Origin of the sequence: Saccharopolyspora elongata (assembly GCF_004348985.1) — a bacterium.
Lineage (GTDB): Bacteria > Actinomycetota > Actinomycetes > Mycobacteriales > Pseudonocardiaceae > Saccharopolyspora > Saccharopolyspora elongata.
In genome coordinates this window covers 1-23,933 of record NZ_SMKW01000049.1, presented here as the reverse complement: position 1 = coordinate 23,933, position 23,933 = coordinate 1, and the positions used below count along the sequence as shown (strand labels likewise).

Here is a 23,933-nt window from a genome sequence, read left to right as displayed (position 1 = left end):
CAGCCGCCCTATCCGGCGCCCCGCGGTGAACGGGACGGCCGGCCCGGCGGCCGTGGTGATCGCGATGGTCAACAGTGCACAGCTGAAGCTACCGGTCGCGATGGTCCCAGCGAAGCAGGGGCCGCCGACGGAGTTGATCAGTGCGATTCCCAGGTTTCCGCCCGGACAATCGTCGTGGTGCCGGCTTCCACGTCTCGACCGCGTGCGGCTTGAGCCCGAAGCCCGCCAGCTCCGCGAAGCCGTCGAGTGCGACATCTCGGACGCCGTCGACCCGCCGCCGCATCGCCGACTGGCCGCAGCTCGCGGCGACATCCCGCTGTGGCGCGGTCGTGAGTGGGCAGCCGGGCTGCCCGATCCGGCTCGCACGACGTACCGGTCGCCCAGCGGTTCATGTATAGATACCGGCATGGCAACGAATTCCGCTCGAGCGAGTGCTGCGCAGTACGCGGCTCGTCTCGTCGCCACTGTCGATGCTCCGCTGGACCCGGCGTCCGCGGACGCGCCAGAAGTGCGGCACTGGCCCGGGCGCGAACTGCTGGTGCAGCGCGGGGACACCGAACTGGTCGTCCGTGACCTGGACGGTCCGGGAGCAGTGGTTCGCTTCCCGGCGCCGTGGCCGCGCCGTTTCGGCTCGATGGCGGTCTCTCCCGAGGCCGATCTCGCGGTGTTCGCCGGGGTGCACGCGCTGCAAGCGGTGGATCCGACCGGCGCCGTGCGGTGGGAGGTTCGGCACGGCTGCTGGTCGGCTGCGGTGTGCACCGACGCCCACACGTCGTTCGCCGAGTACGCCGACGACTACTACCACGGCCATGCCGACAGCGGATCGGCCGCCTTTTCCTCGGACGGCGAGCTCCTGTGGGCCCACGTCCGCAACTACGCGGGAGAGGACGTCGAGGAGGAGTGGCTGATCCTCGATCCCGCCGACGGCAGAGTGCTGGCCCGTGCCGAGACGATGACCGTGGGATCGGGCTCCTTCCACTCCCCGCACCCGGATCCCGCGTACATGGCGCTGACCGTCGGTGAGGGCGACGAGGATTCGCCCGTGCTGTGGGGGCACTGGGACGGCGCGAAGTTCAGCATCCAGCGGTTCGTCGAGGAGGTCTTCCTCGCGGCGAGCCCGTCCGGGGAGCACCTCGTCGCGACGGATCCGGGGCAGTGGGCCCTCTACTTGCGCCGGGCGGAGGATGGCGTGGAACTGGGGCGGCTGAACGCTGCGGAGGCGGTGCCGCAGAGCGGCGACGACCGTCCCTGCTGGGCCTACGAGGCGGCGTTCCCGGACGACGACACCATCGTGGCCGGGATCGAGAACGCCGCGGGAGTTCCCGGCCATTGGCTCGTCGACGCGCGCACGATGACCCTGCGCGGCCGGATCGACTATCCCTTCCCCGTCTCGGGTTCTCCCCGCTCGGCGGGGCGCGGCACCTGGTACACCGGGGCCGAAGACCGGACCGCACTCCACTTGTGGAGCCTCCCGCACGGCGGATGAAACGCGCGCCATGAGGCGCCGTTGAACCAGGCCGGCTTCACCGGGCCGTGCGGAGGTAGCCGGTGATCATCGCCACGAGCTCGTTCTCCAGTCGTGTGGTGTCGACCGAGCCGGGCGCGGCGATGAGCTGGTGCACGGTCAGCTCCACAGTGGACGCCACGAGCCGGGCGGCCGTGTCCTTGTCCTGGACCCGGACTTCCGCGTGGCGGTCGAACAGGTCCCGCAGGCCACCGACCATCTCCCACTCCTGCCGGGTAACCCGCTCCAGCAACTCGCCGGAGCGGGGCGCCTGCTCGATCATGATCCGCAGCAACTGCGGGTCGTCGAGGTGGTTCTCGATCACCGCTCGCACGAACGTCCGGATGATGTCCTCGAGCGACTCCGGCAGGTCCTTGTGCCGGCGGAGCGTTTCGGTGGCCCTGTCGCCGTCGAGGTGGCGGGTCAGCAGCTCGGCCAGGATCGCGTCCTTGTTCGGGTAGTACTGGTACAGCGAGCCGATCGAGATCCGCGCCCGCTCGGCAATCCGGTTCGTGGTGCCCGCGGCGTAGCCGTGCTCGGCGAAAATGTGAGCAGCGGCGGTGAGGATGCGCTGCCGGGTCAGCTCGGCCCGGACCTGGCGCGGCTGTTTGCGCGGCTGGAGCCGGCGCTGCTCCGACGTCATGGCACCCCTGCGAACCGGCGCGAAAGCGAGTAGCGCGCAAACCGAATAATTGCTCATAATTGTGCCATGACCAGCACTGATCGCGTCAGCGAGACTCGCCCGCGCCGGGTCTCCTTCGAGGAGGTCCGCGCCCGGCTCGGGGAGCCCGAGGCCCTGATCAAGGCCAAGGTCCACGACCGCATCGACCGGCATTTTCGCCGCTTCATCGCCCATTCCCCATTCCTGGCGATGGCCACGTCGGATGCGACCGGCCTGCCCGACTGCTCACCGCGCGGCGACTACCCGGGATTCGTCAAGGTGCTCGACGAGCGCACGCTCGCGATTCCCGACCGGCCGGGCAACAAGCTCGCCGACTCGTTCCGCAATCTCGCCGAGAACGACGGGATCGGGCTGATGTTCGTCGTCCCCGGGGTGCGGGAGGTGTTGCGCGTCAACGGTCGTGCGTATCCCACCGACGAACCGGCCGTGCTCGCCCGGATGCAGACCGAGGGCAAGGACGCGGAGCTGGCGCTCGTCGTGGAGGTGGCGGAGGTCTTCTTCCACTGCGGACGCGCGCTGATCCGGTCTCGGCTGTGGGATCCCGCGAGCCAGGCCCTGGCCGAGGAGTTGCCGTCGGCGGGCGAGATGGCCGCCGAGCAGATGGGGGCCGACGTCGATCCGGCGGTGCTGGAAAACATGCTCGCGCGCGGGGGAGTCCATGTTGAACGCGCTGAACCACGCGGGGTATCAGATACCGTCTGGCTGCCGCGAAGGGGTTTGCGGCAGTTGCGAGGTCGTCGTCATCGACGGGGAGCCGGAGCATCGCGATGACATCGGCGCGCCGCCCGGTCGCATGTACTGCTGCGTCTCCCGCGCGCTGTCGTCCGGCCTCACCATCGACCTCTGACATTGATGATGTTCGTGGTGACGCCGTCTGGTGGGTCTGACCCGACCTCTGACTGACGTTGCGGACCATCGGCGTGTCACACCCCGACACGCCGACTCCTGTGGACAACTTCCGCAATTTCAATGGAAATCGGACCTTCGATTTCCATTGAAATTGCGGTTCAGAGGACCTCGGGACCGCTGGTTCAGGTGTTTCGGCGGGTTCGGAACGAGGCGATCAGCATGACGATGCCGATCGCGACCGCGGACGCCGCGAGCAGCCACTGCACGTCGCCGCCGAAGCCGAGCAGCAGACCCCCGGCGATGACGATCGCGAGCAGGCCGCCGGCCAGCGTGAACATGTCCGGTCCGCCGCGGTCGGCACGGCGGGCATGCAGGCGGTGGTCGACAAGGACCTCGCGAGCGCCGCGCTGGCCGCCGAGCTCGAAGCGGACACGCTGATCATGCTCACCGACGGCGACTTCGTCAGCGAGAACTGGGGAACGCCCGAGCAGCGCAACATCCTCACCGCCTCGGCCGACGCGATCTCGGCCCTCGCGTTCGCCGAAGGCTCGATGAAGCCGAAGGTCGACGCCGCGATCCGCGTGGCGCGGGCCGGTGGACGCGCGCTGATCGGCCCGCTCGACCGGCTCGACGATCTGCTGGCCCGCAAGGTCGGCACCGAGATCCGCGGCGACGTGGCCGAAGGCATCGTCTACGCCTAGGAACGACGAAGCGGGGGTCCGGGCCGCGAAGGAGGAGACCGGGTCCCCGGTCGGGTCAGCTCGATTCCGCCTTTTTCATTGGACATACATAAGGAGGGGCACCCACAGTCCAGGGAGCGTCTGAGGTTCCGCTACCCGCACCGCCACCCAAAACGAGGTTGGAAAACCTCATTCAGGCCGTGCCGCCGCGTCATGGGTGCCGTGTAGGTATCGCCCGGTCTCCATGTGATCGAGCACGAGTTCGCCGACCAGCGCCACGTTCCGCTGAGCGATCGCGTCGTACAGCGTCCGGTGTTCCTCGGCCACGCGCATCAGATCGTCGTGCTGGACCAGCAACCACCGGATCCGGCTGCGCATCGTCTGCCCGAGCTCGTTCAGCAGGTGGTTTCCCGCCAGCTCGGTGACGATCTCGTGGAAGTCCGCCGCCGACCGGCGCGCGGCGATGGCGTTGTCGACGCGTGCCGCCTCGAACTCGGCATCCAGCGCGGCGCGGAGCCGGGCCAGGCCCTCGCGGGTGTGGCGCTGCGCGGCGAGCTTGAACGTGAGCACCTCCAACGCGGAACGAACCTCGTTGATGTCGGCGATGTCGGTGGGCGTGAACTCCCGCACGACCGCCCAGGTCCGAGGCCGGGGCGTCACGAGGCCCTCGGCCACGAGCGTCTTCAACGCGTCGCGAACCGGCACCCGGCTCACGCCCAGCTCATTGGCCAGGTCGCGCTCGACGAGCTTGCTCCCCGGCTTCCGGATGCCGTCGAGGATCTCGTCGCGGATGTGTCGGACGACTCGGGCCGATTCCGGCTCGTCACCTGCAACTGCCATGACCGGCATTCTTCCATCTCCGGGAGATGCCACCACATTCGCCGCACCGGTCACAGCAGTTTCCTTGCGCCGCAACGACATGTCGCCGGCGGGTCGCTCAGGGCGTCGTAGCGAGGACCCGCCGGATGGCCGAGCTATGCGATCTCCACCCCTCGGCCGAGGAATACTCGACGGGGGCCTGGTGAGGCGCCGTGGAACGAGGAGAGGGAGCAACGTGGAAAAAGGGCTGACCGAGCTGCTGCGGGAGTTGGAAGAATTCGGCGAGACCAACGATGCGGCGACCGGCGACCGAAGCCGGAAGCTGCTGAACATCACCCACGACACCGGCAAGTTCCTCGCGTTGCTCGTCAAGGTCGGCAAGTGCAAGAACGTGCTGGAGATCGGGACGTCGAACGGCTACTCGACGCTGTGGCTCGCCGACGCGGTGGGTGAGGACGGCACGGTCACGACAATTGAACGAGCGCCGCACAAGATCGCGATGGCCGAGCAGAACTTCCAGCGCGCCGGGCTCCGCTCCCGCATTCAGCAGATCGCGGATGACGCCGGCCGATTCATCGCGTCACGCGCTGCCGGCGAGTACGACTTCATCTTCCTGGACAGCGATCGTGGCCAGTACGCCGACTGGTGGCCTTCGTTGCAGCGGATCCTCAAGGACGGCTGCCTGATCGTCGTCGACAACGCGATCTCCCACGCGCACCAGCTGGAAGACTTCGACCGGCTGGTCGCGGCCTCGGACGGCTACCTCGGCTCCCTGGCCCCGATCGGCAAAGGCGAGCTGTTGATCCTGAAGGACACGTGACCAAGCGGTGGCGGACTCGTCCAGAACCACTGGCCCTCGGTTCGCTACCGGATGTTCACCGTGACCGGTTCGCTGCCGGTCGCCCGCACGGTCACGATCGGTGCTCCGGGTGGGGAGGTGACCTCGCCACCGGCCGCCGAGACGGTGTAGCCGTCCGGGTAGTGCAGGTCGGACACGTAGATTTCGGTCTGGGCCGTGCTGTTGGGGCGGTAGGTGTAGCGGAAAGCGCCGCTGTCCGGGTCGAAGGTCATCGAGACCGGTGTGCCCGCGGTGGCCTGCGGATAGGTGCGCACGAGTTGGCGTCCGGCCTCACCGAGGAACGGGTCCTCTTCGGGTTCCGGGCCGCTGATGCTCGCGTAGTGCCAGTACTGCCATCCGATGAAGCGCTCGTCGGCACGCGACAGCGAGTTGCCGAGCACCGCGGGGTCGTTGTCGCCGAACTCCGTGAGCAGCGCCGGTGTTCCGGTGCGTTCGGTGAACTTGTCGGCGTTGCCCCAGGTGATGTCGTGCTGCAGCGGGCACATGCCGATCAGTTCCTTGGGCATTCCCAGGTAGATCGCCGACTGGCTGATAATGCAGTAGTCGTGGAAGGAGAACGCGACGTTCGGGTCGTCGATCGGTGGAGTCCGCGGCGGTTCGGCGAGGTGGGTCGGCATGGTCTGGTTCCAGGTGACGTTGGGTTCCCAGAACACCGGCAGGGTGGGGGAGACCTCGCGGATCCGCTCGGTCAGATCCTCGTGCACGGCTTGGTACTGGCGGTCGAACAACGGGCAGCCGAACGGGAAGCAGGTCGGGAAGGCCGTTCCGGGCCACGGTTCGTTCAGCAGCTCGATGCCGAGCACGTTCGGCTTGTCGGCGACCCGGGCGGCCAGAGCGGCCAGCGCGTCACCGAGGTGGTCGACCACGCCGTTGGAGTTGTGCCAGACCTCGTCCCAGCCCGCGTTCATGCTCGGCATCAGGTAGTAGAGGGGGAATCCCGGGTTCGACTCCCACGACTGCGGTCGCGCCTCGATGGCCCACTCCGGAAAACCGTTGCCGTTCCAGCTCTTGCTCAGTCCGTCCTGGTGGTTGTCCAGCAACACGTGGATCCCGGACGCCCCCAGCACGTCGATGACCCCGGCGAGGCGGTCGAGGTAGGCCTCGTCGACGTCGCCTCGGGAAGGCATGAGTCCGTCGAAGGACACCCCGAGCCGAACGGTGTTGAACCCGTGCCGAGCCAGCAACCGTGCGTCGTCCGCGGTCAACGTGAAGCCGTCACCGGGCTCGATGTACGGAGCGTCCTTGTCGACATTGTTCACGCCGTGCAGCAGCACCACGCGGTTGTGCTCGTCGACGAACCAGCGACCGTCGATGCGCAGCGGGGGATCGGCGGGCGCGGCCTGTGCCGGGGCCGCGGCGCCCACCATGGTCGATGCGAGCGCGAGGACGAGCAACAACCTGGGCAACCGCAACATGCTGCCTCCTGTCGAATCACCACCGGACCCAGGATTATATGAATAGTTCTCACGTTTGGCTAGGGTGTGCCTGCCTCGGTTTGCCGGGTTCCTGGCCCGGTGAGGCTGCTCGGCTCACAGGTGCCACGCGGTGTCATCCGGCCCGGAACGCTGTGCTCAAGGCCGGGCGGCGGCCAGTGGACCGGCGCCGGGAAGGACGTTGAACACCAGCTGGGTCTCGGTCTGCCGGACGGCCCGGTGGACGTTGATGTGTTCCAAGACCAGATCGCGCAGCACTTCCGGGGACGCGACGGCGACGTGCAGGAGGTAGTCGTCCTCGCCGGCGACGTGGAACGCGGTCAGCATGCCGGGGATCTTCGCGAGCTTGGCGTGGAATCTGAGCACCTCGTCGCGATTGTGGCTGCCTAGCCGCACCTTGATGAGCGCCTGGATCGGCAGGCCGAGCGCGGCGAGGTCGAGCTGCGCGTGGAACCCCGCGATGACGCCGGCCTCCCGCAGCGCGCGCACCCGGTGGATGCAGGTCGATTCCGCAATACCGACCCGCGCGGCCAGCGCGGCGTTGGTGATGCGGCCGTCGGCCGCGAGCTCCGCCAGGATCTCCAGATCGGTGGCGTCCAGCCCGGCCTGCTCCGGCGAATTCTTCGATCTGTCCGCCCTCACCACGCCACCTTCCGTCAGGATCTTCGGTGATTTCGCCGTAGACCGAGGTTCCTTCGTCCATTCCGCTTCACGCCGATGTTTTCTTGCATCCTACGGCGCATGACCCAGAGTGCTCGCTCCTTCGACTCGATCGCCGTCCACGCAGGCCGGGAAGACCTGATCCGACTCGGCGTGCACGCCCCGCCGATCGACCTCTCATCGACCAACCCGCTGCCCGACTCCGAGGCCGGTGGCGCCTCCTACGAGTCCATGGCCGGCGGTGGCCGGCCGCTTGCCGAAGGCGGCGCCGTGTACGCGCGGTTGTGGAACCTGACGGTCGCCCGGTTCGAGTCGGCGTTGGCGCAGCTGGAGCGAACTGAAGATGCCGTGGCGTTCTCCTCCGGAATGGCCGCGATGACGGCATCGGTATTGGCCGCCAAGGCCGAACACGGCGGCCGCCACGTCGTGGCCGTGCGGCCGCTGTACGGGGGAACCGATCACCTCCTCGCATCGGGGTTGCTCGACGTCGAGGTCACCTACTGCGAACCGCACCAGGTCGCCGACGCGGTGACCGGGCACACCTGCCTGGTGGTGGTCGAGACACCCGCCAATCCCACCCTGGAGCTCACCGACATCGGTGCCGTCGTGACCGCAGCGGCAGGGTGCCCGGTGTTGGTGGACAACACCTTCGCCACGCCCGTGCTCCAGCAACCCGCCCTGCACGGCGCGGGCCTGGTGCTGCACAGCGCCACGAAGTACCTCGGCGGTCATGGCGATGTGGTCGGGGGTGTGATCGCGGCCGATGCGGGATGGTCGGCGGCGCTGCGGCGGGTCCGTGCGGTGACCGGAGCACTGCTGCACCCGATGGCCGGGTACCTGTTGCACCGAGGTCTCGCCACGCTGCCGGTCCGCGTCCGAAGGCAGCAGGAAACGGCTGCGGAACTGGCCGATTGGCTGCGCTTCCAGCCTGGCGTCCGACAGGTTTTCTACCCGGGATTGGACGGCAACGGCGCAGGTCTCCTCGGACGCCAGATGAACGGGTCGGGCGCCATGATCTCCATCCGGCTCGCAGGCGGTCACGAGCACGCGATGCGGGTCACCGACCGGGTTCGGCTGTTCACCCACGCCGTCTCGCTGGGCGGAGTGGATTCGCTCATCGAGCATCCCGCGGCGCTGACGCACCGCCCGGTTCCGGAAGGGGCTCGCCCGGGCGCGGACATCCTTCGGCTGTCCATCGGCCTGGAGGACGTCGAAGACCTGCGCGCCGACCTCGACCAAGCCCTCGCCGCCGCCTCGACCGGCGGGCTGGTGCAGGCCGCGAGCAGCGGAGCACCTGGCTCAGGGCGCTGAGCGGCGAAACCCCGTCCCGCGACGCGTGTTCCGCGTCGGCGACGGGGGCACCAGCTTTCCGCCCCGGCCTTACCGGGCGTGGCTGTCGTCGGGCGCCTGAACGCCTGCGTTGCGCGAGATGTCCGGGTAGTCGTTGTCGGCCAGCGTCGGCAGGCGCGTCCAACCCCACCGAGTCTCCTGCGGAACGCGCAGGTCGTAGCGGCCCACCGGGAGCTGGTAGCGGACCACGAACACGTTTCCCCACGGCAGTCGGGGCGGTCCGCCGGGCAGTTCCGCGGCCAGCCGGGTCTGCGTCCATTCCCGGGTCGTCTGCGTCCAGGCGCCGCCCCACTCCAGGTAACTGATGTTGTCCAGCCACTCCGGCGGCAGCCCTTCGTCGGCGGTCAGCCGCACCGTCGGCGTGTCCGTGACGCCGTCGCGGATGCCGACCTGGTCGACGCAGGGCCACAACGGCGCATTGATGTGGTTCGCCAGCACCGGACGGCCGCGGGTGAGTTCGGTGATCGGGCGGGATTCGGTCGTCTTCGGTTCCGCGACGGCCAACCACGAACCTTCCCCGGTCACCTGGTCGGTCGCGACGACCCGCACCGACTGCGCGCCCGCCCGGATCGGGACTGCGAGCTGCTGCCATTCCCGCAACGCGGATCGGCGCAACTCCGGGTGCAGCTGCTGCGCGACGACACTGCCAGGACGCGCGAACTCGACTTCCAGGCGCTGGCCCGCGAGCAGCCCCGCCACCGGCACGGTCACGTGCGTGCCCGGGCCGGACAGCGGGTACCAGCCGGTGACCAGCCGACCGACGCCCGGCGTCGTTCCGTCCGGACGATCGGTGTTCCAGATCGTCACCGGCTCCGGCCACGGGCTGGTCGGCAGCGCGTTGCCGACCTGGAAATCACCGGCGAGTTCCGGCGCGCTCGGTGCGCCGAGCCGTCCGGACGGCAGCTGCACCCGAACATCGCCGGCCAGGCCGCAGCCATCGCCGAACAAGGTTTGCACGCCGGAGCGTGCGATCGTCCACCCCGGTGCCTGCCCGATCGGCGCGTAGCAGAACAACGCGACCAGCAGCAGCACCGAGCCGATCGACGCAACACCCAGCACCGCGCGGTCCGGGCCCACGCGCACCGGCTCGCCACGGCGGCGACGCCACTTCGCCCACGAGTACGCCACCACCGCGATGCCGATCCACAACAGCGGATTGCGCAGGTAGAGCGGACCGAAGTGCGGTTCGAGGTTGTTGGTCTGCGAATCCCGGTTGAGGTGTTCGCCGAAGCGCTGCCCGGCGTCGGAGAACGGGATCCACCAGTTGTCCCCGGCGAAGCTCAACGAAACCGCACCGATGACCAGCACTAGGCTCGCTCCCGCGACCACCGGCCCGGCTCGGCGCGGCAACGGCGAGCGCAGCAGCGCCGCCGCCAGCAGCACCGTCGGAGCGGCGGCCACCGCGTGGAAGTGGCTCACCCACTTGGTCGGGCTGAACGCGATCAGCACCAGCGCGATCGCGGTGGTGACCGCGCTGGTGATCAGCAGGCGGCGGATCGGATCCCGGCCCATACCCCCACGTCCGCTGGCCAACGCGACCACGCCGACGATCGCCAACGTCAGCAGCACCGGTAGCCGCCGCGCCCAACCGGCCGTGTTCAGCAGCGTGTTGTAGTGCTCGAACTCCTCGTACCAGGGGAACGACAGGTAGTACCAGCGGTGGATGTCGGTTGCTTCAAGGACATCGCCCAAGCTCGCGTCGGCGAAACCCACTGGCACGACAACGGTCGCCGAAGCCGCCGCCAGCAACACCGCGGCGACGCGCCCCGACCAGGGCTGCCGGTGCAGCCAGCGCAGCAGCCACGGCACGCTCAGCACCAGGGGAGCGGCGGCGACCAGGCCGGACGGCGAGACGGTCATCGCCAGCGCCGCGAACATCGTCGCCACCGCTAACGCGCCGATCGAATGCCGCAGGGCGGCGGCCTCCGCGAAGAGCAGCGCCGCCGCCGCGCAGACCACGATCACCGGTTCCGGGCGCAGCGACATGCCGTAGGACAAGAACCAGACCAGGTGCGCGACCAGCAGCGCCCAGGGCACCGCGCGGAGGTTGGCCGCACGTCCGAGCAGCGTGGCGAAGACGATGCGCAGCAGCACCCAGGTCGCGAGCCCGCAGAACATCGGGACCAGGCGCATCCACCAGAGCGACCAGCCGCCGAGCTCGCCCCACCACTGGAGCAGGTACTGGCTCAGCACGAACGGGTTCTCGGTCGCGTTGAACATGTAGACGAAGTTGCCGACGTAGCCGGATTCGCCCGCGTTGCGGGCCATCATCAGGTACCAGCCGTCGTCCATGTTGACCGGCCCGAGCAGTACCCACGCCGCAGCGACCAGCACCATCACCGCGTCGGCGGCGGCGAAGCGGGGGATCGTCAGGACGCTCATCGACTGCCGGCCCCGCCACCGCCGCCATGCGAGCACCAGCAGCGCGATCAGGCACGCCGCGTGTGCCAGCAGGAGCGCGATTTTCAAGGCACTGGGCGAGGATTCGTAGCGCGCGTCGGCGTGCAGCGCGACTTCGAGGCCGTCGACCGAACCCGTGGTGGACAGCTCGGAGACCTGCGGCGGCAGCAGGTCCGGCCGGTTCACCAGGAGCGCGCCGTCTCGGGAGACGCGGATTCCGGTGGCGTCGGCAATCACCTGGTACTCGCACGTCGCGCGCAGCGGGTCGGCGAGGATCTCGCTGCCGTCGACCAGGAACCGTGCTTGCCCTGCCCACGCGGCCACTTCCAGGCCGGGGTTGCCCGGGGCGTGCGTGCGCAACGCGGCTGCGGTGCTGGTGCGCAGCGCTTCGCACGGGATCGTGGCGGTGAAGTCCAGCGGCCGGTACGGCGACAGCGGCAACACCGTCGACGGCGTCGCGTCACCGGCGCGCGGCCAGGTGACCAGCGGCGCATCCGACTTCACCGGCGCGAGCACGGCGAGCACCCCGAGCAAGAGCGTCAAACCGGCCAACGCGGCGAGCCGGCGATTGCCGCGCGGGGCGCGGTCGTGCCGGCTCGGCGGAACGTCTCCCAAGCTCTGCCTCATTCTTCGTGATCAAAGGTAACGGGAGAAGTTCACTGACCGCCCTTTGGCCGCAATTCCCCGTGCGTCAATCTTGCAGCATGATCGGCGCAGTTGACAGCAGGAAACGAAGGCCGGAAAGGCTGCCCGCGAAATCAGCAGGAACTGTCCTCGCGTGCACCCATGCTTCAGGTGTCCGGGCAAGGAGAACGAGCCTGGTCCGCGTCAACGAGATGACTTCCACGGCCGCAGCTTCTCGGGGTTTCGCACGGCCCAGATGTTCTTGATCTTCCCTTCTGCGATGCCGAACGCGTACACGGTCACGATGACGCCGTGTTGTCGGGCGACCAGCCCGGGCTGGCCGTTGACCGTTCGTTCCAGGAACGTCACATCGGGTGCGCGGGCCGCAAGACCCACCAGGCCACGCGCGATCTGCTGCGCGCCTTCGATCGGGTGGCGGCTGGCGCTGGCGAGCCCGCCGCTGTCGCCGATCACCGTGACGCGGGGGTCGAGGAGACCGATGAGGGCGTCGATGTCCTTGGCTTCCCAGGCCTGCTTGAAGTCCCGGACGATGTCGGCTCGCCGGACTGCCGGGGTCGCGGGTGCCTGCGCGGTGCGGATGCGGCGGCGGGCCGAGGTGGCCAGTTGGCGGCATGCCGCCGGTGTTCGGCCGACGATGTCGGCCACTTCGGGAAAGGCGTAGCGGAAGACGTCGTGGAGGATGAACACGACGCGTTCGGCCGGGGTCATCGACTCGAGCACGACGAGGAAGGCCATGTTGATCGACTCGTCGAGGGTGACCCGGTCGGCCGGGTCGACGATGCCGCCGGTCCACTCCGCGGGTTCGGGCAGCGGCTCGGGGAGCCATTCGCCCACGTAGCGCTCCCGCCGGGAGCGCGCCGAGCCGAGCAGGTTGAGGCAGATGCGGCTGGCCACCTTCGTCAGCCAGGCGCCGGGGGATGCGATGGCCTCCTGCTCCGCCCGGGACAGGGTGTACCAGCGCGCGTAGGTTTCCTGGACGGCATCCTCGGCATCGGCCAAGGAACCCAGGAGCCGATAGGCGAGGTTGATCAGCTGACGCCGCTCGCTCATGATCGCGCCCAAGTTCGGGTCGGATCGGTAGTGCGCGGGTTCGGATCGCGTGGCCATGGTGTCGCCGGCTCCCTCGGTCGCAGCTGTCGTCACCAATAGGACAAGACAGCGCGCCGAACTGTGACATCGCCACCTCGCCTCACATTCCGGGGTCCGGCGTTGTCGAACTGGTGTGACGCGGTCCAGCGCGCCACTGGGATCGAGAGAGGAACACCTGGCCATGTCCACACCCACGACGACCCAGCACGATGACATCAAGTCGCGTCTGCCCGACCTCACCGACCAGTTCCCCGAGATGGCGAAGCTCTCCGCGGCCGTCCTCAACGCCACCCGGAACGGTCCGGTCCCGCAGAGCACCGTCGGCCTGATGCGGCTCCGAGCCGGGCAGATCGTCGGCAGCACCTACCACACCATTCGAGCAACCGAAAACATCCGCAGGGCAGGGGAGTCCGAGGAGCGCATCACCGCCGTGGCCACCTGGCAGGACGCGCCCTACTTCACCGACGCCGAACGAGTCGTACTGGAACTCGTGGAGGCCGTCCTCACCCCGAACCCGTTCGGGGAGCGCGTCTCCGACGAACTGTTCGCCAAGGCCGCCGCCCACTACGACGACCTAGCGCTCTGGACGCTCACCATGGCGATCGGGCATTTCTGCTTGTTCGTCCCGGTCGCTCTCATCGGCAAGCCGATCCCGGGTAGGCCCCCGGGGACGAACTACAGCAAGTAACGCCAACCGGTTCGGGGTGAGGCGCGGTCACCGCGCCACCCCGAACACGGCGCAATGTTCGACCTGAGGAGAAACCAGATGCCAACGGACCAGGAAGCCGACAACAAGGCGACGTTCCGCCGCTTCCACGACGCGATGAACACCCGTGATGCGGAGATCATCGCGAAGACGATCGACGAGCTCGTCGTGCCGGACGTGCGGTTCCACACGCCGGTGCCGATGGATGCGGGCGGAGCGCAGGCCCTCAAGCAGGTGTGGGCGGTGCTCCTGCGCGCGTTCCCCGACATTCACGTCGCGGTCGAGGAAATGGTCGCAGAGGGGGACAAGGTCGTGTTCCGGAACACGGTGACCGGGACCCACCTGGGCGAGTACCGGGGCCTCCCGCCCACCGGAAAAACCGTCACGTACAACGAGATCTTCATCGTCCGCTTCGCCAGCAGCCGGATCGTCGAGATCCGGGGAGTCGTAGACGTCTTCGCGCAGCTGCGACAGCTCGGCGCGATTCCCGGAGAGTTCTAGGAGAAACTCCTGCGCCCAACGGCAGCGAGCGCACAGTTCTATCCAGCGGATCAGCGGGATCGCGCCGGGCACCTTGCCGGCCTGAACGGCAGCGGCGCCGTTCGCCGCGATGATCACCAAGCACGCCAGCAGGCCGCCGCCCCTGCGCCGCCGGGCGCGAGCCCCGTGATCAGCGAGCGCGGAGGCGGGGCCGTCGGTGGCAGGAGTGGTCATCGCGGCGTTCCCGACCAGGCGGTCTCGTCGGGCCAGCGGTGGTGGAAGCCGCTGATGGTCTCGAGCCGCTGCGCGGCGTCGAGGAGGAGTTCGTCTTCGCCGGGCGGGCAACGAGTTGCACGCCGATGGGCAGGCCGCTATCGGTCCACGTGGCGGGAATGGAGATCGCGGGGAACCCGACGAGGGAGATCAGGAAGGTGCAGGCGAGGACCAGGGGATTGGTGGGGCCGGGGATGAGTCCGGGTGTGGGGCGGTAGCCGATGTGGCCGCAGAACGAAGCCGGGGTGCGGACCGAGCCGCCGAAGTCGCCGCCGTGGGCGAGCGTCGCCAGGCCTGCGGTCGCGGCGACTCGGCGCCGTCCTGGCAGTCGCGCTGTGCCTGGTTTGGGCGGCCAGCACCACCAGCTTCCGGGAATGGCGACGCCGGCAGACCACATTGCGGGACCTGTGGGCAGTCGCGAGTGCTGCGCTCATGGCCACGGGCCTGCTGGCGCTCATCGCCCTGGCAATCCGCCTTGCCTCGTGACGAGGACTGCCGAGCAGGTCGCTCCTTCCTCGGGCAGTCGCTTCGATCCGCTTCCTGCGCCGGTCATTGGCGGATGGAGTCGGGGCGCCATAGGGATTCTCTATGGCGGCTGCTGACTTTTCGTCTTTGCCTCTCGTTCTTTTCCGGACGTAGCGTGAAACAGCTCGACGAGGTGCCCGCCGCAATTTCTTCGAAGATTCGCGCGCTGCGCACGTCGATCCTTCTTTCGTCGAGCCGATGATCACGCAATCGAGAGGACCGGTGGCATGACCACGATTGAGAACGGATCGGGAAAGCGGGAACTCGCGGGAAAGCGAGCCCTGGTCACGGGTGGTTCTCGAGGAATCGGAGCGGCCGTCGTGCGCCAGCTCCTGGACGCGGGCGCCGAGGTGCTCGCGACCGCCAGGTCGGCGACGAGCACGGTGCCGGAGAGGGCCACCTTCGTACAGGCCGACGTGCGGACACGGGCTGGAGCGGAGGCGCTCGCCGCAGCCGCGCAGGAGACGCTCGGCGGGGTGGACATCGTGGTCCACAACGCGGGTGGGGCGCGACCGCACAAGGGCAGCTCGGCCATCCCTGACGAGGAGTGGCAGGACGCGCTGGACCTGAACCTCCTGGCGTCGGTGCGGCTGGACTCGCTGCTGACACCGGGGATGCGGGAACGGCGTTCGGGGATGATCGTGCACGTCTCCTCGGCCGCGGTCCCCACCCCGGTAGCGCCGTTCTTGCACTACACGGCGGCGAAGGCGGCGCTGGAGAACTACAGCCGGGGACTGGCCTCGGAACTGGCCCCGTTCGGAATCCGGGTCAACACTGTGTCTCCTGGCAGGACCGCCACCCCTGGCGGCGAAGCGACGCGGGAGCAGTGGGCGCAGATGGATGCGGCGCCGGACCAGAACAACACCGCGGCGCCGAGCGACACCAACAGCATCGTGCCGCTGGGGCGCGATGGTCAGCCCGAGGACATCGCCAACGCGGTGCTGTTCCTCGTGTCCGACCGGGCGAGCTGGCTGACCGGGAGCAGTCTCGTCGTGGACGGCGGCGAATTCCACAGGGGCTGACGCCGACGGAATTCCGGAACGCCGGTTTCGGCAAGAAGAATTGAGCGACGTCCGCTTCCTTCTCAGTCGTCAGGACACCGGTCAGAAGGAAGCGGACTCGCGCCAGTCTCTTGACGCAGGAGTTCGAGCAGGGCCGTCTCCGCCGGGGCCCTCGATCGCAATAGCGGTCGAGCGTTGACGGTTGGTCCCAACGCCAACGAGGCATCACGAAAGGTCACACGGCATGGAATTGCAGGGCAAGACCGCGCTGGTCACCGGCGGCACTTCTGGCATCGGTCTGGAGGCCACTCGATTGCTGGCCCGCGCGGGTGCGGAAGTCGTCATCACCGGCCGCGACGTCCAGCGCGGCAAGAACGCTGTGCACGCCGCGCAGGAGGACGGCGTGATCCGATTCATCCCGGCTGACTTGGCCGACTTGGACTCGGTCGCCGAACTGGGCCGCCAGAGCGGTCCGGTCGACATCCTCGTCAACAACGCGGGCGCCTTCCCCACCTCGCTCACCGTCGAGCAGAGCGTGGCGGGCTACGAACGGGTCTTCGACACCAACGTGCGCGGTGCCTACTTCCTGGTCGCCGCGCTCGTGCCGCACATGCTCGAGAAGGGCGAGGGCAGCATCGTCAACGTCACCACACTTGCGGCGTTCAAGGGCTTCCCCGGCGCCTCGGTCTACGGTGCATCCAAAGCCGCGCTGGCCTCGCTGACCCGCACTTGGGCGGCGGAGTTCGCCGATGGCGGCGTACGGGTCAACAGCGTCGCTCCCGGTCCGACCCGCACCGAAGGCGTGCTGGCCGAATGGGGCGAGGGCATCGAGGACGTGGCCAAGGGCTTGGGGATCAAGCGGACGGCCGAGGCGCACGAGATCGCCGAGGCGATCTACTTCCTCGCTTCTCCTCGTGCCAGCTACATCACCGGCACTACGATCCACGTCGACGCCGGCGGCACCGTCGTCTAGCGGCGACGAATGGACCTCGCAGTGTCCGACCGGGCGAGCTGGCCGACCGGGAGCAATCTCGTCGTGGATGGCGCCGGTTTCGACAAAGAATTCAGCGGCGCCCGCTTCCTTCTCCGCCGTCAGGACACCGGTGCGAAGAAAGTGGATTTGTGCCAGGTCTCTTGACGCAGGAGTTCGAGCAGGGCGGTCTCCGCCGGGCCCGCGCCGCGCCGGACCGCGGCGAGGACGGGCTGGGACACGACCGGGAACACCGGGCGCGCGAAGTGCTCGTGTCCCGGCGGCACCGCGGAGGCCGGGACGAGCGTCACCCCCAGCCCGTGGGCGGCCCAGCGCACGGCGGTCGCCGTCTGGGACACGCGGGCGACCGTGGTCGGGGTCAGCTCGTTGTCCTGCAGCACGTCCCTCAGCACGCCGTCGAGCGCGCTGTCGCGGTCGAACCTCACCCACGGCTCGCCCTCCAGTTCGCGCAGCTCGACCCGGTCCGCGGTGAGCAGCCGGTGCCCGGCGCCCAGCACCACGACGAACTCCTCGTCGCCGAGGTGGTGGGCGTCGGCGGCGCCCTCGTCGCACGGCGCGGCCGCCAGGACGAGGTCCAGCACGCCCCGACGCCCCAGCCGCTCCAGCTCGGCGGGGTTCGGCTCCTCGAATACGGTGACCTCCAGCCGCGGGAAGCGGCGGCGCAGCGCGGCCAGCGCGCTCGGCAGTTGCCGCGTGCCCAGGCCCATCTGCGCCGCGACCAGCAGCTCGCCCACCAGCTCATCGGCACCGGCCCGCGCCGTCGCCCTCGCCCGCCGCGACGCGCTCACCGCGACCTCCGCCTCCCGCAGGAACGCGCGGCCGACCACGGTGGGCACCAGTCCGGTCGGCGTGCGGGCGAACAGTTGCACCCCGAGTTCCCGTTCCAAGCTGCGGATTTGCTGGGACACCGATGGTTGAGCGACGTGCAGCAGTTCCGCCGCCGCCGTCACCGAGCCCTCCTCGGCAACGGCCAGGGCGTACTCGTACTGACGAAGGCTCATCGGCTCCCGTCCCCTCTGTGCGGTGGACCGCGGTCCAATCGTCGAAACAAGTGCGACAACACGGGAGGCGGCGCGTTTACTCCATGTCCGGGTCATGAAGAGCCGAGAAGCGACGTGAGGGTTGGTGCTTGACCATGCCCTTGGGGCATGGTTTCCAATGCCGGCGACATCAGGCAACCCAGCGGCTCGGCACTGGTCCTGGGCGTGCCGCTCTCCGACATCGCCGCGATGGACGAGTCGGACGAGAGCGCGGACCAGGCGCTCCGCTCCCTCGATGCCGAGCTGGCGGCGAGCATCGAACGACAGCAACGGATGCGGGAGGAACTGGCGGTGGTCCTCCGGCATCGGGCCATGGCCGACCTCCCGCCGGGTTTCGACGCGAGCGCCGCCGACCTGCCTGCCGCCGATCGAGCCCTCCTGCTGATCTTCTCCCGGGTCTTCGGGCCCGCGACGATGGCAGCCCTGCGGGAGCTGCACACCGCTCCCCGCACCCCGGTCGATTCGGAGTTCGATGCCCTGCCCGCGGACGCGAGCGAGGACGCCCGGCAGCAGCTGGCCGAACGCTACGCCCCCGAGATCCGCCGGCAGTACCAGGACCACCCGTCGCTGGAAGATGCGGGGGCAACGGCCCCCCGGGGCGAGGCCTTCACCATGTCGGTCGTAGTCCAGGGGTTGGTCGAGTTGTACAACCCGGCCCAGATCGACGTCCTGCGGCGCGTCAACGCGATTCTCGAGGGAGACCGCACTTCCTCGTGAGGGCGACCCTGATCGGTCAGCGGTCGTCCGATGTGGAAAGCAGTGAGGCGCCGGGACGGTAGGCTGGCCACATTGGACTCCGCGCCGGTGTCATCGGCGGAAACCTTGTGGTCCCAACCTGGTACACGATCCACGTCCGCGCGAGGTTCACTTTCCCGGCGTGATCGGGCAGCGCCTTTACCCGGACGTCATCGGCGCGCAGCGGATCGCGGCCAATCGGTCCCGCGCTTGGTTGACTTGTTCTGCAAGCGAAAACCGCTGAAAGGAACACTTGATGCAGCAGGCCACCAAGCGTTGGACGGGTCGGGGAATCGCCCTCGCCGTCGCGGCGGGCGCCGCGCTCACCATGGGGACGTTCGGCACCGCGCAGGCCGCCACCCCGGGCGTCTTCAAGCTGTGCTCCAAGGGGTCCTACGACTCCTACGCGACGTTCCCGGAGCGCGGCGGTTTCTCCACCTTCGTCGTCCGCAGTGGCGAGTGCCAGGACTTCAACTACGGCGGCAACGGCCCGGAGCGGGTGGACATCGTCAACGCCAACAGTGACGGCGTCATCGGGTCGGTCACCTACGACGGTCGTGCGGGCCTGAACATCGCCACCGTCGACGGGCCGAGCTTCTACCCGTTCTGACGGGACCGGTCGAAGGCCGAACTGCGCCGTTGCCGCGAACCGCGGCAACGGCGCAGTCGTTTTCCGGGGCCGATTCCGGCCCTGCAGCGCCGGGCCGCGGGTGTGCTCCGGGGTGCTGAAATCATGTACGTCTGTACACCAAGTCGGTGCGCGGGGGTGCATTCTGCCCCAAGGTCATTCCCGATAGTGTGGGAATCAGCGATGGCCTCTTGACAGGATGGGGGTGGCAGGTGCGTTTGTTCTCGGCTGGCGGCCGATCGGATCACCCGTCCGACAACCGTGGCTCGTCGAAACCTGCCGAATCCGGTGCGAATCAGGGGTTCCCCTCGGTCTACGACCAGCCGACCATGCCCATCAAGAGGGTGGATCGGCGCAAGGACCAGAAGCTGCTGGTGCTGGCCGGTCTCGGCGGGCTGGTGCTGATCGCGGCCCCGGTCGTGGTGTTCAGCCAGGCCTTGGGCGGAGAGCGCCCGCCCTGGATCAACACGGACGACCCCGCAGGCATCCAGCTCCCCTTCGAGACGGGGACGTACGCGGCCCAGCCGACGCAGATCTCCCCGCTGCCCGCGACATCGGCCCGCCTGGACAAGGCGGGGCGCCTGGTGGTGGTGGCGAGGGGGCAGAACCACGAGGTGCTGAGCAGTACCCAGGTCGCCCCGTCCTCGGGATCGGCCACCACCGGGTGGGTCAACCTGGGCGGAAGCGCCGCGGGGGACCCGGTCATCGCGACGAACGCGGATGGCGAGCTGGTGGCCTTCGCCATCGGCACCAACGGCGCCCTGATGGAGAACTACCAGGTGAAGCCGAGTACCGGCGCGGTGGCGAACTGGCGCGTGCTCGGTGGCATGAACCTCGTGGGAATGCCCGCCGTGGCGCAGGACGCCGTGGGCAAGCTGGTCGTGGTGGCCCGGGCCGCCGATGGGTCGCTGTGGACGGCCCAGCAGACCCAGCCCGGGGGCAGCACCTGGACCGAGTGGCGGAGCCTTCCGATGCCGGCGGCCCACGATCCCGCGCTCTTCCGGGATTCCAAGGGGAAGTTGCGCATCTTCGCGGCCGGACCGGACCGTCAGCTGCGGACGATGGCGCAGGCCGGGCTCGCCGTCGACGAGTGGAACGCCCCGCGGAGCCTGGGCGGCACCACGACCGGGCCTCCCGCGGTGGCCATGGACGACCAGGGCAGCCTGCGGGTCTTCTCGCTCACTGTGGACGGCTCGCTGCTCGACAACGTCGAGTTGAGCGCTGCGTCGGACACCTGGCGGGGCTGGCAGAGCCGGGGCGGCCAGCTGACGGGGCGACCGTTGGCCGTCGCAGATCCCAAGGGCTGCGTGGTCGTGCACGTGTTGACCGTCAACGGCACCGTGGAGGAGATCTTCCAGCTGCCGGATCGCGCGGTGTGGAGCGAGTGGCACGACCACGGCGGCAGCATCGCCAAGCTGGTGTCCTCGGCCCAGGATTCGCAGGGCAGGTTGGCCGTCTACGGGATCAGCAAGCGGGGCGGCATGGAGCAGACCTACCAGGCGATCCCCGCCAGCGGCCCGTGGGTGGGCTGGGAGAGCGACCTCGGCGGGGTCTTCCCCACGAAATGACGCACCCCGCCGCGGGTGCAACGCTGCTCGGCGTGCAGTTCCGATCGGAACTGCACCCGCGCGGCCCTGGTAAATCCGGCTCCGCGAAAATGTTGTGCGATACCGGAATGTCCCATTCGTAACTCTTCGCGCCAGCGTGTGTGCTCATCCGGAGCCCGGTACCTGGCGCCGTTTTCGCGCGAAAACGGCGCCCTGCCCTCACGCGAGGCGCCGGTTTCGCGCGAAAACGGCGCCCTGCGCCTCGTGCGGCCACGTCTCGCACGGGCTCGCGCCCGGATCTGAAACGACCCGCGGAAACGCGGGCTGCTCGTCGGATTGCCTTCGGTGGCCTCGGGTTTGCCCGTTCGGGGGCTCGAGGTGATCTGGAAAACCCCGGCGTGCCGGAACGGGCAAGGCTGCCTGCCTTTCGGGAAGGGGCGTACCGGATCGGCTGGGCGCGCGGCGAACCCGGCGGGAGACTTGACAGGTGCCCGCGCCCGTGAGTCGGCCGGTCCGGCGCGTGACCGCGGGTCCAACAGAGACCGGAGGAGTTCCTGAATGGCAAACTTTCCGCAGGTGCAGACGTCGCAGCCGGGAATGCAGCAGGCTGCGCAGATTTTCAGCGACCGGGCCACCGAGTTCACCCAGGAATTGGGGCGCATCAACTCGATGATGGCGAGCCTCCAGGGCAGCTGGACCGGTACCGCGTCGAGGAACTTCAACGCCGCCATGGACAACTGGGAGCGTTCGTTCCAGACGATCATCAACAAGCTGATCAACATGATGGACGTGATGGGCGTCAACACGAAGGACTACGTGGCGTCCGAGGACGACGCGGCCAACACCGCCCAGTCCTTCGCCAGCGCCCTGCCCGGCGTCTGACGCACATCCCTCCCGAATCGTAAGGAGAAGAGATTGTCCGACTACAGGTTCGACTTCAACGTCGCGGACATGACCCTCGACGAGATGAACGCGGTCAACGGCCGCGTCCGGAGCGCGCTCTCGGAAATGGAGGCCCAGGTCGAGGCGACCCTCGCGGACTGGTCCGGTGTCGCCCAGGAGGCCTACCGGGCGGCCAAATTGGAATGGAACCAGCAGGCCGATCAGATGCCGGTCTACCTGGAGTCGGGGCGGCAGACCCTGCTCTCCATCTCGGACAACTACGGCACCACCGAGCAGCGGGCCAAGCAGATCTGGGACGGCAGCCGCTGACCTGCCGCGATCCGCGGTTCGGCCGCCGGGGAGGTTTCGGACTTCTCCGGCGGCCGTTCGCGGCTGAGATCCGCGACAGGTTCTGAAGAAAGGGAGGTTCGCAATGGCCGAAGAATTGAAGGGGCTCGACTACTACCTGGCGAGCGACGCCTGGAAGGACACCAAGGTCGCCGACTGGTCGAAGATCGACGCCTTCGTCGATCACGGCTGGCTCACGGATCAGGACCGGAAGTACCTGCACGCGTACGGGAGCATGGTCGCGCTCAACCCGGACTCGTCGGGCGGGTTCTCGGAGACCGACGCGGCGTGGAAGAAGTACCTCGACGTTTCCGACAAGCACGAGAACGACCCGATCTTCAACGACGAAACCAAGGCGGAGGACATCCCCCCGCCGGACTGGGACGACGGCCCGCAGGACGGGAAGGACTATCACAAGGACGGCCCCTCCGACATTCCGGGAACTGAGAAAACCCCGGTGGGCGACGTTCCCAAGGTGCCGGGCGATGGCGGCGACAAGAAGAAGGGCGGCGACGGTGTCATCAGCGTCAACACCAAGGCCCTCGCGGTGTTCGCCGACAATGTGGAAGCACTGCGCGTCATGATCGGCAAATCCAAGAAGAAGACCGACGAGGTGAACGTCCTGCCCGGCGGGTTCAACGTCGCCTTCAAGCTGCGGGACAAGATCATGGGCACCGGTGAGAAGGATCCCGGCCTGAAGAGCAACGTGCGCAACTACATGGACGGGCTGGACATCGCGCTGGCGAACGTCCGGGACGAGGTCCGGAAGCTGATCGTCGACTACGACAGCACCGAAGAGCTGAACAAGCTCACCACCGACAAGCTCAACAAGGTGATGCGGGACTCGTTCGGCTTCATCGACTCGAGCTCGCGCTCGAAGTAGCGGGCCCGGTGCCGGTGGTGGACGGCGGTTCTGGCGCGCTGGCCGGGCCGTGGCGGGGCCTGCCGGTGGCGTACGGGCGCTGAATTCTGATCTTGGTTTGGTCTTCTAGGGAGCGTGATGGTCGATGGCTGAGTCGGAAGAGAACGAAAGGCTGAAGTTCGGCGATTACGACGCGGACGTCTTCCGGAAGGACGAAATCGACGAGCACGCGGTGTTCATCAACCACAAGGCGCCCTACCAAGACGGAAAAGACGAGGATTTCAGAGCCTGGGATTGGAAGCAGATCAAGGCCGCGCTGTGGGGCGGTGCCGCCCTGTCGAGCGACGCCCTGTGGGAACAGGCTTGGCACGAGGTCGATCCCAACACGCTGTACGCGGCGGGCAATGCCTTCCTGCACATTCAGGAGACCATGCACGCCGTCGCCAAGAACCTGGAGGCCCAGGCGAACGCGGTCGCCGGGGAGCACGGCTCCTGGAAGGGCCAGGCGGCCGGCGTGTTCCTGGCCAAGATCCAGACCCTGGCCAACAACATCAAGGACAACGCCGACCGGCTGGGCGGCCCGGACACGGTGCACCCGGTCCCGTCGAAGCTGTACGACAACGGTCGTTGGCTGGCCTGGGCCCGCGACGCGGTGAACCAGATCGACCAGCACTACGCCCAGGTGGCGAGATGGCGCGGCGTGGCGGACGTGATGGACAACGGGTTGGTCAAGGTCAGTGACGACGAAGAAGTCGTCAAGGCCATGAACATCGAGATGCAGAAGCCCATCAAGAAGCTCGCGGACAACTACGGCGTCACCGTCGACCAAGTCCGGACCACGACGCCGGTGCCGCCGGGCGGAAGCGGCGAGAAGCCGCCGCCCATCGACAAGAAGGGCGGCCCACCCCCGCCGCCACCGCCGAAGAATCCGCCGCCGCCGAAGAG

At 68.4% G+C, this 23,933-nt stretch carries 25 protein-coding genes and 1 pseudogene; 17 read left to right on the top strand and 9 right to left on the bottom strand.

Annotation, left to right across the window (positions count from 1 at the left end; all coding sequences use genetic code 11):
* Positions 1–202 precede the first annotated feature (202 nt).
* Complete coding sequence (locus tag E1288_RS29890; protein ID WP_235883886.1) at positions 203–1,486, top strand: hypothetical protein; 1,284 nt, start codon at positions 203–205, stop codon at positions 1,484–1,486.
* 37 nt (positions 1,487–1,523) lie between these two features.
* Here the strand turns inward: E1288_RS29890 and E1288_RS29885 are convergent, their stop codons facing one another.
* A complete protein-coding gene (locus E1288_RS29885; protein ID WP_132490934.1) occupies positions 1,524–2,147 on the bottom strand; it encodes a TetR/AcrR family transcriptional regulator in 624 nt (207 codons plus the stop codon).
* Between the two features lie 66 nt (positions 2,148–2,213).
* On the opposite strand from E1288_RS29885, the pseudogene E1288_RS29880 reads away from it, so the two are divergent.
* Both E1288_RS29880 and E1288_RS29875 read left to right on the top strand, forming a co-directional pair.
* A pseudogene (locus E1288_RS29880) lies at positions 2,214–2,762 on the top strand (MSMEG_1061 family FMN-dependent PPOX-type flavoprotein); the annotation flags it as partial.
* Positions 2,763–2,844: 82 nt separating this feature from the next.
* Positions 2,845–3,033, top strand: a complete 189-nt coding sequence (locus E1288_RS29875; protein WP_408014069.1) for a 2Fe-2S iron-sulfur cluster-binding protein — start codon at positions 2,845–2,847, stop codon at positions 3,031–3,033.
* A gap of 184 nt (positions 3,034–3,217) precedes the next feature.
* Here the strand turns inward: E1288_RS29875 and E1288_RS47240 are convergent, their stop codons facing one another.
* Positions 3,218–3,373 carry a hypothetical protein gene (locus E1288_RS47240; protein WP_165968316.1) on the bottom strand — a complete coding sequence of 52 codons (156 nt, stop codon included), beginning with the start codon at positions 3,371–3,373 and terminating at the stop codon, positions 3,218–3,220.
* Positions 3,374–3,403: 30 nt separating this feature from the next.
* Here E1288_RS47240 and E1288_RS29870 point away from each other — a divergent pair, with 30 nt between their 5' ends.
* A complete protein-coding gene (locus E1288_RS29870; protein WP_328592503.1) occupies positions 3,404–3,736 on the top strand; it encodes an amino acid kinase family protein in 333 nt (110 codons plus the stop codon).
* 168 nt (positions 3,737–3,904) lie between these two features.
* On the opposite strand, the gene E1288_RS29865 is transcribed toward E1288_RS29870, so the two are convergent.
* Positions 3,905–4,555 carry a GntR family transcriptional regulator gene (locus tag E1288_RS29865; RefSeq protein WP_132490931.1) on the bottom strand — a complete coding sequence of 217 codons (651 nt, stop codon included), beginning with the start codon at positions 4,553–4,555 and terminating at the stop codon, positions 3,905–3,907.
* Positions 4,556–4,769: 214 nt separating this feature from the next.
* Between E1288_RS29865 and E1288_RS29860 the strand changes: the two genes are divergently transcribed.
* The gene (locus tag E1288_RS29860; protein ID WP_132490928.1) at positions 4,770–5,354 is read left to right on the top strand and encodes an O-methyltransferase; all 585 of its coding nucleotides are present in this window, start codon (positions 4,770–4,772) and stop codon (positions 5,352–5,354) included.
* A gap of 44 nt (positions 5,355–5,398) precedes the next feature.
* Here E1288_RS29860 and E1288_RS29855 read toward each other — a convergent pair whose 3' ends face one another.
* A complete protein-coding gene (locus E1288_RS29855; protein ID WP_132490925.1) occupies positions 5,399–6,808 on the bottom strand; it encodes an endoglycoceramidase I in 1,410 nt (469 codons plus the stop codon).
* Positions 6,809–6,964: 156 nt separating this feature from the next.
* Positions 6,965–7,468 carry an Lrp/AsnC family transcriptional regulator gene (locus E1288_RS29850; protein ID WP_132490922.1) on the bottom strand — a complete coding sequence of 168 codons (504 nt, stop codon included), beginning with the start codon at positions 7,466–7,468 and terminating at the stop codon, positions 6,965–6,967.
* A gap of 99 nt (positions 7,469–7,567) precedes the next feature.
* Here E1288_RS29850 and E1288_RS29845 point away from each other — a divergent pair, with 99 nt between their 5' ends.
* Entirely contained in the window at positions 7,568–8,797 is a 1,230-nt protein-coding gene (locus E1288_RS29845; RefSeq protein WP_132490919.1) for a trans-sulfuration enzyme family protein, read from the top strand.
* 69 nt (positions 8,798–8,866) lie between these two features.
* Here E1288_RS29845 and E1288_RS29840 read toward each other — a convergent pair whose 3' ends face one another.
* Both E1288_RS29840 and sigJ read right to left on the bottom strand, forming a co-directional pair.
* Positions 8,867–11,863 carry an arabinosyltransferase domain-containing protein gene (locus tag E1288_RS29840; protein WP_132490916.1) on the bottom strand — a complete coding sequence of 999 codons (2,997 nt, stop codon included), beginning with the start codon at positions 11,861–11,863 and terminating at the stop codon, positions 8,867–8,869.
* A gap of 201 nt (positions 11,864–12,064) precedes the next feature.
* Positions 12,065–12,988 (bottom strand): RNA polymerase sigma factor SigJ, encoded by a 924-nt coding sequence (gene sigJ, locus E1288_RS29835; RefSeq protein ID WP_132490913.1) that lies wholly within the window; start codon positions 12,986–12,988, stop codon positions 12,065–12,067.
* Between the two features lie 163 nt (positions 12,989–13,151).
* Here sigJ and E1288_RS29830 point away from each other — a divergent pair, with 163 nt between their 5' ends.
* A complete protein-coding gene (locus E1288_RS29830; protein WP_132490910.1) occupies positions 13,152–13,658 on the top strand; it encodes a carboxymuconolactone decarboxylase family protein in 507 nt (168 codons plus the stop codon).
* A gap of 78 nt (positions 13,659–13,736) precedes the next feature.
* Positions 13,737–14,177, top strand: coding sequence for an ester cyclase (locus E1288_RS29825; protein ID WP_132490907.1), 441 nt, complete (start codon positions 13,737–13,739; stop codon positions 14,175–14,177).
* A 169-nt stretch (positions 14,178–14,346) separates the two neighbouring features.
* Here the strand turns inward: E1288_RS29825 and E1288_RS50155 are convergent, their stop codons facing one another.
* Positions 14,347–14,826: an amidase family protein gene (locus E1288_RS50155; protein WP_165968315.1), complete on the bottom strand. Its 480-nt coding sequence runs from the start codon at positions 14,824–14,826 to the stop codon at positions 14,347–14,349.
* 355 nt (positions 14,827–15,181) lie between these two features.
* On the opposite strand from E1288_RS50155, the gene E1288_RS29815 reads away from it, so the two are divergent.
* A complete protein-coding gene (locus E1288_RS29815; protein WP_132490904.1) occupies positions 15,182–15,976 on the top strand; it encodes an SDR family oxidoreductase in 795 nt (264 codons plus the stop codon).
* A gap of 223 nt (positions 15,977–16,199) precedes the next feature.
* A complete protein-coding gene (locus E1288_RS29810; protein ID WP_132490901.1) occupies positions 16,200–16,928 on the top strand; it encodes an SDR family NAD(P)-dependent oxidoreductase in 729 nt (242 codons plus the stop codon).
* Between the two features lie 119 nt (positions 16,929–17,047).
* Here E1288_RS29810 and E1288_RS29805 read toward each other — a convergent pair whose 3' ends face one another.
* Positions 17,048–17,947, bottom strand: coding sequence for a LysR family transcriptional regulator (locus tag E1288_RS29805; RefSeq protein ID WP_132490898.1), 900 nt, complete (start codon positions 17,945–17,947; stop codon positions 17,048–17,050).
* 147 nt (positions 17,948–18,094) lie between these two features.
* Between E1288_RS29805 and E1288_RS29800 the strand changes: the two genes are divergently transcribed.
* From E1288_RS29800 to E1288_RS29770, 7 genes are all read left to right on the top strand, one after another.
* Positions 18,095–18,703 (top strand): MerR family transcriptional regulator, encoded by a 609-nt coding sequence (locus E1288_RS29800; RefSeq protein ID WP_235883884.1) that lies wholly within the window; start codon positions 18,095–18,097, stop codon positions 18,701–18,703.
* Positions 18,704–18,977: 274 nt separating this feature from the next.
* Positions 18,978–19,331: a hypothetical protein gene (locus tag E1288_RS29795; RefSeq protein WP_132490895.1), complete on the top strand. Its 354-nt coding sequence runs from the start codon at positions 18,978–18,980 to the stop codon at positions 19,329–19,331.
* 347 nt (positions 19,332–19,678) lie between these two features.
* Positions 19,679–20,917, top strand: coding sequence for a hypothetical protein (locus E1288_RS29790; RefSeq protein WP_132490892.1), 1,239 nt, complete (start codon positions 19,679–19,681; stop codon positions 20,915–20,917).
* Between the two features lie 537 nt (positions 20,918–21,454).
* Positions 21,455–21,778: a WXG100 family type VII secretion target gene (locus E1288_RS29785; RefSeq protein ID WP_132490889.1), complete on the top strand. Its 324-nt coding sequence runs from the start codon at positions 21,455–21,457 to the stop codon at positions 21,776–21,778.
* Positions 21,779–21,811: 33 nt separating this feature from the next.
* Positions 21,812–22,108, top strand: coding sequence for a WXG100 family type VII secretion target (locus E1288_RS29780; RefSeq protein ID WP_132490886.1), 297 nt, complete (start codon positions 21,812–21,814; stop codon positions 22,106–22,108).
* Positions 22,109–22,211: 103 nt separating this feature from the next.
* Complete coding sequence (locus tag E1288_RS29775) at positions 22,212–23,009, top strand: hypothetical protein (RefSeq protein WP_132490883.1); 798 nt, start codon at positions 22,212–22,214, stop codon at positions 23,007–23,009.
* Between the two features lie 124 nt (positions 23,010–23,133).
* On the top strand, positions 23,134–23,933 hold an 800-nt coding region (locus E1288_RS29770), incomplete at its 3' end, for a hypothetical protein (protein WP_207954630.1).

Coding starts and splice junctions, on each gene's coding strand:
- E1288_RS29815 (WP_132490904.1), top strand. CDS start 15,182: ATGACCACGATTGAGAACGGATCGGGAAAGCGGGAACTCGCGGGAAAG.
- E1288_RS29870 (WP_328592503.1), top strand. CDS start 3,404: ATGCAGGCGGTGGTCGACAAGGACCTCGCGAGCGCCGCGCTGGCCGCC.
- E1288_RS29800 (WP_235883884.1), top strand. CDS start 18,095: ATGGTTTCCAATGCCGGCGACATCAGGCAACCCAGCGGCTCGGCACTG.
- E1288_RS50155 (WP_165968315.1), bottom strand. CDS start 14,826: ATGTGGTCTGCCGGCGTCGCCATTCCCGGAAGCTGGTGGTGCTGGCCG.
- E1288_RS29790 (WP_132490892.1), top strand. CDS start 19,679: ATGCCCATCAAGAGGGTGGATCGGCGCAAGGACCAGAAGCTGCTGGTG.
- E1288_RS47240 (WP_165968316.1), bottom strand. CDS start 3,373: ATGTTCACGCTGGCCGGCGGCCTGCTCGCGATCGTCATCGCCGGGGGT.
- E1288_RS29810 (WP_132490901.1), top strand. CDS start 16,200: ATGGAATTGCAGGGCAAGACCGCGCTGGTCACCGGCGGCACTTCTGGC.
- E1288_RS29775 (WP_132490883.1), top strand. CDS start 22,212: ATGGCCGAAGAATTGAAGGGGCTCGACTACTACCTGGCGAGCGACGCC.
- E1288_RS29865 (WP_132490931.1), bottom strand. CDS start 4,555: ATGGCAGTTGCAGGTGACGAGCCGGAATCGGCCCGAGTCGTCCGACAC.
- E1288_RS29885 (WP_132490934.1), bottom strand. CDS start 2,147: ATGACGTCGGAGCAGCGCCGGCTCCAGCCGCGCAAACAGCCGCGCCAG.
- E1288_RS29825 (WP_132490907.1), top strand. CDS start 13,737: ATGCCAACGGACCAGGAAGCCGACAACAAGGCGACGTTCCGCCGCTTC.
- E1288_RS29845 (WP_132490919.1), top strand. CDS start 7,568: ATGACCCAGAGTGCTCGCTCCTTCGACTCGATCGCCGTCCACGCAGGC.
- E1288_RS29840 (WP_132490916.1), bottom strand. CDS start 11,863: ATGAGGCAGAGCTTGGGAGACGTTCCGCCGAGCCGGCACGACCGCGCC.
- E1288_RS29875 (WP_408014069.1), top strand. CDS start 2,845: ATGTTGAACGCGCTGAACCACGCGGGGTATCAGATACCGTCTGGCTGC.
- E1288_RS29795 (WP_132490895.1), top strand. CDS start 18,978: ATGCAGCAGGCCACCAAGCGTTGGACGGGTCGGGGAATCGCCCTCGCC.
- E1288_RS29805 (WP_132490898.1), bottom strand. CDS start 17,947: ATGAGCCTTCGTCAGTACGAGTACGCCCTGGCCGTTGCCGAGGAGGGC.
- E1288_RS29830 (WP_132490910.1), top strand. CDS start 13,152: ATGTCCACACCCACGACGACCCAGCACGATGACATCAAGTCGCGTCTG.
- sigJ (WP_132490913.1), bottom strand. CDS start 12,988: ATGGCCACGCGATCCGAACCCGCGCACTACCGATCCGACCCGAACTTG.
- E1288_RS29855 (WP_132490925.1), bottom strand. CDS start 6,808: ATGTTGCGGTTGCCCAGGTTGTTGCTCGTCCTCGCGCTCGCATCGACC.
- E1288_RS29785 (WP_132490889.1), top strand. CDS start 21,455: ATGGCAAACTTTCCGCAGGTGCAGACGTCGCAGCCGGGAATGCAGCAG.